The organism is Blautia sp. JLR.GB0024 (assembly GCF_037000545.1).
Taxonomy (GTDB): domain Bacteria; phylum Bacillota; class Clostridia; order Lachnospirales; family Lachnospiraceae; genus Blautia; species Blautia celeris.
Window position 1 is genome coordinate 1 of the sequence record NZ_JBANBF010000033.1, and the last position, 7241, is coordinate 7241.

General features: G+C 51.1%; 8 protein-coding genes. All 8 read left to right on the forward strand.

Annotated elements, in window-relative coordinates:
• Positions 1-100: 100 nt before the first annotated feature.
• The 8 genes from V8Q34_RS27130 to tet(W) all read left to right on the forward strand — a co-directional run bounded on the left by V8Q34_RS27130 (position 101) and on the right by tet(W) (position 7122).
• Positions 101-367 (forward strand): type II toxin-antitoxin system RelB/DinJ family antitoxin, encoded by a 267-nt coding sequence (locus V8Q34_RS27130; protein ID WP_033119556.1) that lies wholly within the window; start codon positions 101-103, stop codon positions 365-367.
• Positions 360-638: a type II toxin-antitoxin system YafQ family toxin gene (locus V8Q34_RS27135; protein WP_021632616.1), complete on the forward strand. Its 279-nt coding sequence runs from the start codon at positions 360-362 to the stop codon at positions 636-638. The genes V8Q34_RS27130 and V8Q34_RS27135 overlap by 8 nt, the downstream gene beginning before the upstream one ends.
• A gap of 33 nt (positions 639-671) precedes the next feature.
• The gene (locus V8Q34_RS27140) at positions 672-1154 is read left to right on the forward strand and encodes a hypothetical protein (RefSeq protein ID WP_076917214.1); all 483 of its coding nucleotides are present in this window, start codon (positions 672-674) and stop codon (positions 1152-1154) included.
• 38 nt (positions 1155-1192) lie between these two features.
• On the forward strand, positions 1193-1411 hold the full coding sequence (locus V8Q34_RS27145; RefSeq protein WP_133241651.1) for a PF20097 family protein: 219 nt from the start codon (positions 1193-1195) through the stop codon (positions 1409-1411).
• On the forward strand, positions 1401-1541 hold the full coding sequence (locus V8Q34_RS27150) for a hypothetical protein (protein WP_227080883.1): 141 nt from the start codon (positions 1401-1403) through the stop codon (positions 1539-1541). The genes V8Q34_RS27145 and V8Q34_RS27150 overlap by 11 nt, the downstream gene beginning before the upstream one ends.
• Before the next feature lie 156 nt (positions 1542-1697).
• Positions 1698-2945 carry a plasmid recombination protein gene (locus tag V8Q34_RS27155; RefSeq protein ID WP_015517767.1) on the forward strand — a complete coding sequence of 416 codons (1248 nt, stop codon included), beginning with the start codon at positions 1698-1700 and terminating at the stop codon, positions 2943-2945.
• A gap of 415 nt (positions 2946-3360) precedes the next feature.
• Positions 3361-4812 (forward strand): hypothetical protein, encoded by a 1452-nt coding sequence (locus V8Q34_RS27160; RefSeq protein ID WP_335836672.1) that lies wholly within the window; start codon positions 3361-3363, stop codon positions 4810-4812.
• A 390-nt stretch (positions 4813-5202) separates the two neighbouring features.
• Positions 5203-7122, forward strand: coding sequence for a tetracycline resistance ribosomal protection protein Tet(W) (gene tet(W), locus V8Q34_RS27165; RefSeq protein WP_002586627.1), 1920 nt, complete (start codon positions 5203-5205; stop codon positions 7120-7122).
• The last annotated feature ends 119 nt before the right edge of the window (positions 7123-7241 follow it).

A 7241-nucleotide genomic window follows, 5' to 3' on the forward strand; every position in this document is an offset into this window, starting at 1 on the left:
GAAAAGTTGCAAAAAAACATTTGCAATGCACTTGCAAATGTCACGAATATTGAATATAATATTAGTGCAAGCTAAAAATGACGAGGAAAGGAGTGCTATTATGGCTAAAGGAAATATGACGATAAGAATGGAGCCGGAGCTGAAAGCACAGGCGGCAGCTCTCTTTAAGTCCCTCGGAATGGATTTGAGTACGGCAACGGGTATTTTTTATCGACAGGCACTTAGGTGTCATGGACTTCCCTTTGAAGTCAAGGTTGACGAGCCGAATGCTGTTACCTATGCGGCGATGGAGGCGGCAGAAAAGGGAGAGGATATGTATGGTCCGTTTGATAGCGTTGCAGATCTGATGGAGGCGCTGAATGCTTAAGCCGGAGTTTTCGGGGCAGTTCAAACGAGATTACAAGCTTGCGATCAAGAGAGGCTGCGATCCGAAGAAGTTGGAGGAAGTGATCACGCTGTTGTGTAACGAGCAGCCGTTGCCGGAGGCGTATCGAGATCATGCTCTCACTAATTCCAGAAATTATAAGGACATGAGAGAATGTCACATCGAGCCGGACTGGCTGTTGGTCTATAAAGTTGTTCGGCAGACTTTGATTTTGAAATTGATAAGGACGGGATCTCATAGCGATTTGTTTTGAGATTAACTCCGGATGAAAGAGTGGTGATGATATTTGGCGGGTGTAATAACGGAAATTGCAATAGAATGTGGCGTGTCGGAACAGGCAGTTCGTGCATGGTGTAGGCGAAACCATGTTGCGAAAGATGCGAAAGGAAGTTTCGCAATCAGCGAAAGTCAAAAAACCGCCATATATCAGCATTATTTAGGTGTTGAACGAAAGCAAGTTTCGCAACAGGCGAAAGCAAGTTGCGAAACTTGCGAAACCACTTTGATCGCTATGCTGCAGGGAGAATTAGACCGGAAAAGCGAGCAACTTGCTGTAAAGGACAAGCAGATCGAGGAACTGAACGCAAGGTTGGCGGAGGTCAGCTCGGCGTTGGTGACGGCACAGCAGACTGCGGCAGCGGCCCAGGCTCTCCATGCTGGGACAATGCATCAGCAGCTTCTTTCCGGCAAGTCCGGAGCCGATCAGCCGGAGCGTGAGACAGAACCGGTTCAAAAGCGTAGCTGGTTTAGTAGGTTCTTTGGGGACTAAACAGAACGACAAATCGGGAATTTGTAGGGGTGATTAAAATGAAATGTCCGTATTGTGGTGAAGAAATGCAACTTGGTTGTATTCAATGCAGAGATGGTGTCTATTGGAGCGAAAAAGAACGAGTTATTGCGGCCCTCAACATTGGTGGGGGCAAGTCAATCAAACTCAATGAAAAGTCAATCGGTGGACCTTTTGGTGGAGCGTCTGCGGAGGCTTGGCTCTGCGAGAAGTGCAAGAAAATTGTCATTGAGTATTAAATTTCAGTTTATCGGTGGGATGAAGGTCGGGGAGCCGTCCGCAGACGGCAGGGGCAGCGCCCCTCCGGAGCTGGCAGAGCAGCAGGCACGAGCCGGCAGTGAAGCAGCTCCGGCAACCCCTCCCCTTTAGGGGCGCAAAGCACTTTCACACCGCTGCACCGATGGGGTGGCGGTGTGAAAGTGCTTTTGCGTTACTTTCTCACCAGAAAGTAACAAAGAGGTTGTTTTTAGCGGAAATTTATGATAAAATAGAGGACGGAAGAATAAGCGGAAAGGGGGCGATTTTATGGGAGTTACGATTTCGGGTATGACAGGTGCAGGGAGCATCCGGCACAACAACCGCAGCTTCTCAGCGGCGAATGTAGACCGGAGCCGGACGGAGCAGAACATTGTTTTCTGCAACGAGGATCTGAAGCAGGTCTATCATATGGTCTTTGATGAAGCTCTCGCAGCCTACAACGCAAAGAAAACCAAAACGAGAGATAAGATACCGGACTACTATGAGCATATCCGGCAGAGTAAACAGGAAAAGCTGTTCCATGAAGCGATCTTCCAGATCGGCAACATGAGCGACTGTGGGTGCGGTACGCCGGACGGAGAACGGGCGGCGGCAGCTCTGAAAGATTTTGCGGAGTCTTTTGCAGAACGCAACCCCCATCTGCGGGTGTTCAATATGGTGCTGCACATGGACGAGGCAACGCCCCATCTCCATGTCGATTTTATCCCTGTGGCAACGGAGCAGTCAAGAGGACTTTCTACAAGGGTATCTATGAAACAGGCATTGAAGCAGCAGGGGTTTGTCGGTGTCGGCAGAAAGCAGACCGAATGGGCGGCGTGGATGGAACGGGAGAAAGAAGCTCTGACGGAGATCGCCCAGCGGCACGATTTTGAAATTATCTCTCTCGGCACGAACAGACCGCACATGGACTTGCCGCAGTTCAAGGAAGCGGCTGCGAGGCTGGAAGCGGTGCAGCAGCAGACAGCGGCAGTAGAGCGGGAGGTTGCTGAGCTGGAACGGCAGCGGGACGCTCTGAAAGGCACTGTGCGGCTCTTAAAGGAGGCTGACAGGGTAAATGCACCCCTGCATGATATTCAGCCGGAAAAGACGCTCACAGGGGCAGTAAAGGGCGTGACGGTGGATCAGGTCGAGCAGCTAAAGAAAATGGCACTGCGCAGCGTGACGGATCGGCACAAGGTACAGGAGCTGACGGAGGAAAACACCCGTCTGCGGTCACAGGTGCCGTCCATGAAGAAGCGGCTGGAAGAAGCGCAGCGGCAGCAGAGGCTTGAACAGGAAAACCGGAGGCTGCGCGATGAAAACTATTATCTGCAATCCGAGCTGCAGGAGGAACGCAGCTTCACCGAGCGTCTGACGGACGGCATCGGTCGGATGCTGGACTTCTTGGAAGAACACTTGCCGGAGCGTCTGCGTCCTCTGCTTGAAAAGGCGAGGGAGCTGCTGCCCGATCCGGAGATTGGACAGCAGCAGGAGCAACAGCAGCACCAGCGAGGAATGGGCGGCATGGAGCTGTAAAAGAAGCCTGTCCGGAGGGCTTGAAAATCTCTTTCGGACAGGCTATAATAACAACTGAAAATAGGGAATTGCTGTATTGATAATCTAAGCCCCCTGTAAGGGTACTCCCAACCTATATTTTTTCTCTCTGAAAGGGAGAAAGTCGGAGGGGAAAAGGGGGGTGAGCGGAGGGGTGTTGGAAGTGTGGTAAACCTCGTTAGAGGTTTTCCAAGCCACTGTGGTAAACCCATCGGGTTTTCCATAGTGGCGGCACTTTCAATGCCCCGCAGCGAGGGGGAAAAGGGGGAGGTGACTTTCTCTTTAAGGCGGCGTAGCCGCCGCTCTTTTGCTCCCCCTTTTCCCCCTTCCCGCCCGCAGGCGATCCCCGCCGCAGCGGATTTTCTTTTTGGTACTTTTTCTTTTGTGAGGTGGTAATATGACCGAGAATTATCGAGGCTGCTACGAGTATTTGAGCGCACAATATCCGGAGGTCGGAGGCTATGAGTTTTATAAAGAGCTGTTTCCGGACAATGAGAACTCCGGAGAACGGCACACGGATTTTTCCCATCCGAACGCTGTGTATCTGTATCGGGACGAACAGAGCGAGGATAAGAAGCTCCGGCGCAGGAAGATGTATAACGACACATGGGAACAGGATTACATGGAGTTTGTCGAGGGGAACAGCCTTACTTTGTGCAGCGGTCTTGCATATCGCAGAAAGGAGAACAGGCTGGAGAACGCCCAGCGGATGTATGCTCTGATCTTCGATCTGGATGGCGTAGGTCTTGCCGAGCTGCGCAACCTCTTTCTGCGCTTTGGCGGCGATCCGGAGCGAGTGCGCCGGTTGCCGATGCCGACTTTCCTTGTTCTGTCGGGGACAGGGCTGCATATCTACTATGTTTTCCAGCAGCCGATTGACCTATACTCGAATATAAAAATTCAGCTTAAAAGTCTGAAATATGACCTCACTTTCCGGCTATGGGAGTATGGCAGCACTTCGCAGGTCAAGGCGATCCAGTATCAATCCATCAATCAGAGCTTCCGCATGGTGGGCAGCATCAATGACAAGCATGGGACGGAGCTGGTCGCTTTCCGTACCGGAGAACGGGTAACGCTGGATTATCTGAACGCCTACGCAAAGCCAGAAAACAGGGTGGATGTCAATAAGCCTTTCAGCCCATCCAAAATGACACGAGCTGAGGCGAGGGAGGCATATCCGGAGTGGTATGAGCGTGTTGTTGTGAGAGGCGAGAAAGGACGCAAGAAGTGGGATATTGCCGGAAAGGTGCATGGTGATGATCCGTATGCGCTCTACCATTGGTGGCTGCGGCAGATCGGAGAGATAAAGGGCGGGCATCGGTATTTCTTTTTGATGTGCCTTGCTATCTATGCTTACAAATGCGGTGTGTCGAAGCAGCAGCTCCGGCAGGATATGAAAGAGGCTTTTGATGATCTGCAGATGGTGAAGCATGAGAACGCATTGACCGAGGAAGATATACGGAGTGCGCTGGAAGCCTACGACAAGGAGTATTACAATTTCACGATTTCCGATATTGAAGCTCTGACCGATGTTCGCATCGAGCGCAACAAGAGGAATGGTAGATCACAGAAAGAGCATTTGAAAAGAGCAAGGGCGGTGCAGGAAGTGGATTATCCTGGCGGCACATGGAGAAGAAAAGGGGCAGAAGAAAAGAAAGCGCAAGTCTATGCGTGGCGGCAGGAGCATCCAGAGGGACGCAAGGCCGATTGTCATAGGGACACCGGACTTGATCCGAAAACGATCCGCAAATGGTGGGACACCGTACCGGAGGGGCATATAACGGTCAAAATACGCCCATCACAGGCTTTGAGCGATCTGTTGGTGGAGGAATTTAAGAAAGGGCTGTAAACGCCCCAGAAACGCCCTACAAGGCGTTTTCGGGGCGGGTAAGGGGAAGAAAAATTTCTTTTAGGTACTTGCTTTCCTAAAACTGATGTGATACAATGATTTAATCCAGAAAAGGAGTAAAAAATATGCGGCAAGGTATTCTTAAATAAAACTATAATCAAATAGTGGGAACAAAGGATTATGATAGCTCCTTTTGTAGGGGCTTAGTTTTTTGTACCCAATTTAAGAATACTTTTGCCTTATCAATTTTGACATATCCCCAAAAACAGCAATCACAAACAGGTGTATGCTGTATATGTGTATGTCCGCAACTTATAATCCCCAGTGGTAAAAGTATTTTACTGCTGGGGATTTTTATGCCCTTTGGGGCTGTAAAGGGAGGACAATCACATGAAAATAATCAATATTGGAATTCTTGCCCATGTAGACGCTGGAAAGACGACCTTGACGGAGAGCCTGCTATATGCCAGCGGAGCCATTTCAGAACCGGGGAGCGTCGAAAAAGGGACAACGAGGACGGACACCATGTTTTTGGAGCGGCAGCGTGGGATTACCATTCAAGCGGCAGTCACTTCCTTCCAGTGGCACAGATGTAAAGTTAACATTGTGGATACGCCCGGCCACATGGATTTTTTGGCGGAGGTGTACCGCTCTTTGGCTGTTTTAGATGGGGCCATCTTGGTGATCTCCGCTAAAGATGGCGTGCAGGCCCAGACCCGTATTCTGTTCCATGCCCTGCGGAAAATGAACATTCCCACCGTTATCTTTATCAACAAGATCGACCAGGCTGGCGTTGATTTGCAGAGCGTGGTTCAGTCTGTTCGGGATAAGCTCTCCGCCGATATTATCATCAAGCAGACGGTGTCGCTGTCCCCGGAAATAGTCCTGGAGGAAAATACCGACATAGAAGCATGGGATGCGGTCATCGAAAATAACGATGAATTATTGGAAAAGTATATCGCAGGAGAACCAATCAGCCGGGAAAAACTTGCGCGGGAGGAACAGCAGCGGGTTCAAGACGCCTCCCTGTTCCCAGTCTATCATGGCAGCGCCAAAAATGGCCTTGGCATTCAACCGTTGATGGATGCGGTGACAGGGCTGTTCCAACCGATTGGGGAACAGGGGGGCGCCGCCCTATGCGGCAGCGTTTTCAAGGTTGAGTACACCGATTGCGGCCAGCGGCGTGTCTATCTACGGTTATACAGCGGAACGCTGCGCCTGCGGGATACGGTGGCCCTGGCCGGGAGAGAAAAGCTGAAAATCACAGAGATGCGTATTCCATCCAAAGGGGAAATTGTTCGGACAGACACCGCTTATCAGGGTGAAATTGTTATCCTTCCCAGCGACAGCGTGAGGTTAAACGATGTATTAGGGGACCAAACCCGGCTCCCTCGTAAAAGGTGGCGCGAGGACCCCCTCCCCATGCTGCGGACGACGATTGCGCCGAAAACGGCAGCGCAAAGAGAACGGCTGCTGGACGCTCTTACGCAACTTGCGGATACTGACCCGCTTTTGCGTTGCGAAGTGGATTCCATCACCCATGAGATCATTCTTTCTTTTTTGGGCCGGGTGCAGTTGGAGGTTGTTTCCGCTTTGCTGTCGGAAAAATACAAGCTTGAAACAGTGGTAAAGGAACCCTCCGTCATTTATATGGAGCGGCCGCTCAAAGCAGCCAGCCACACCATCCATATCGAGGTGCCGCCCAACCCGTTTTGGGCATCCATAGGACTGTCTGTTACACCACTCTCGCTTGGCTCCGGTGTACAATACGAGAGCCGGGTTTCGCTGGGATACTTGAACCAGAGTTTTCAAAACGCTGTCAGGGATGGTATCCGTTACGGGCTGGAGCAGGGCTTGTTCGGCTGGAACGTAACGGACTGTAAGATTTGCTTTGAATACGGGCTTTATTACAGTCCGGTCAGCACGCCGGCGGACTTCCGCTCATTGGCCCCGATTGTATTGGAACAGGCATTGAAGGAATCGGGGACGCAGCTGCTGGAACCTTATCTCTCCTTCATCCTCTATGCGCCCCAGGAATACCTTTCCAGGGCTTATCATGATGCACCGAAATACTGTGCCACCATCGAAACGGCCCAGGTAAAAAAGGATGAAGTTGTCTTTACTGGCGAGATTCCCGCCCGCTGTATACAGGCATACCGTACTGATCTGGCCTTTTACACCAACGGGCGGAGCGTATGCCTTACAGAGCTGAAAGGATATCAGGCCGCTGTCGGTCAGCCGGTCATCCAGCCCCGCCGTCCAAACAGCCGCCTGGACAAGGTGCGCCATATGTTTCAGAAGGTAATGTAAAGATAAGGGTTTTTATATTACCCCACCGAAAACGAGGCTTGAAAACCGCGCGAAATAAGGCTTTTTCACCCCCTAAATGTACACGCTGCGGTGTTAGCATATAGAAAGCACTGTTCATA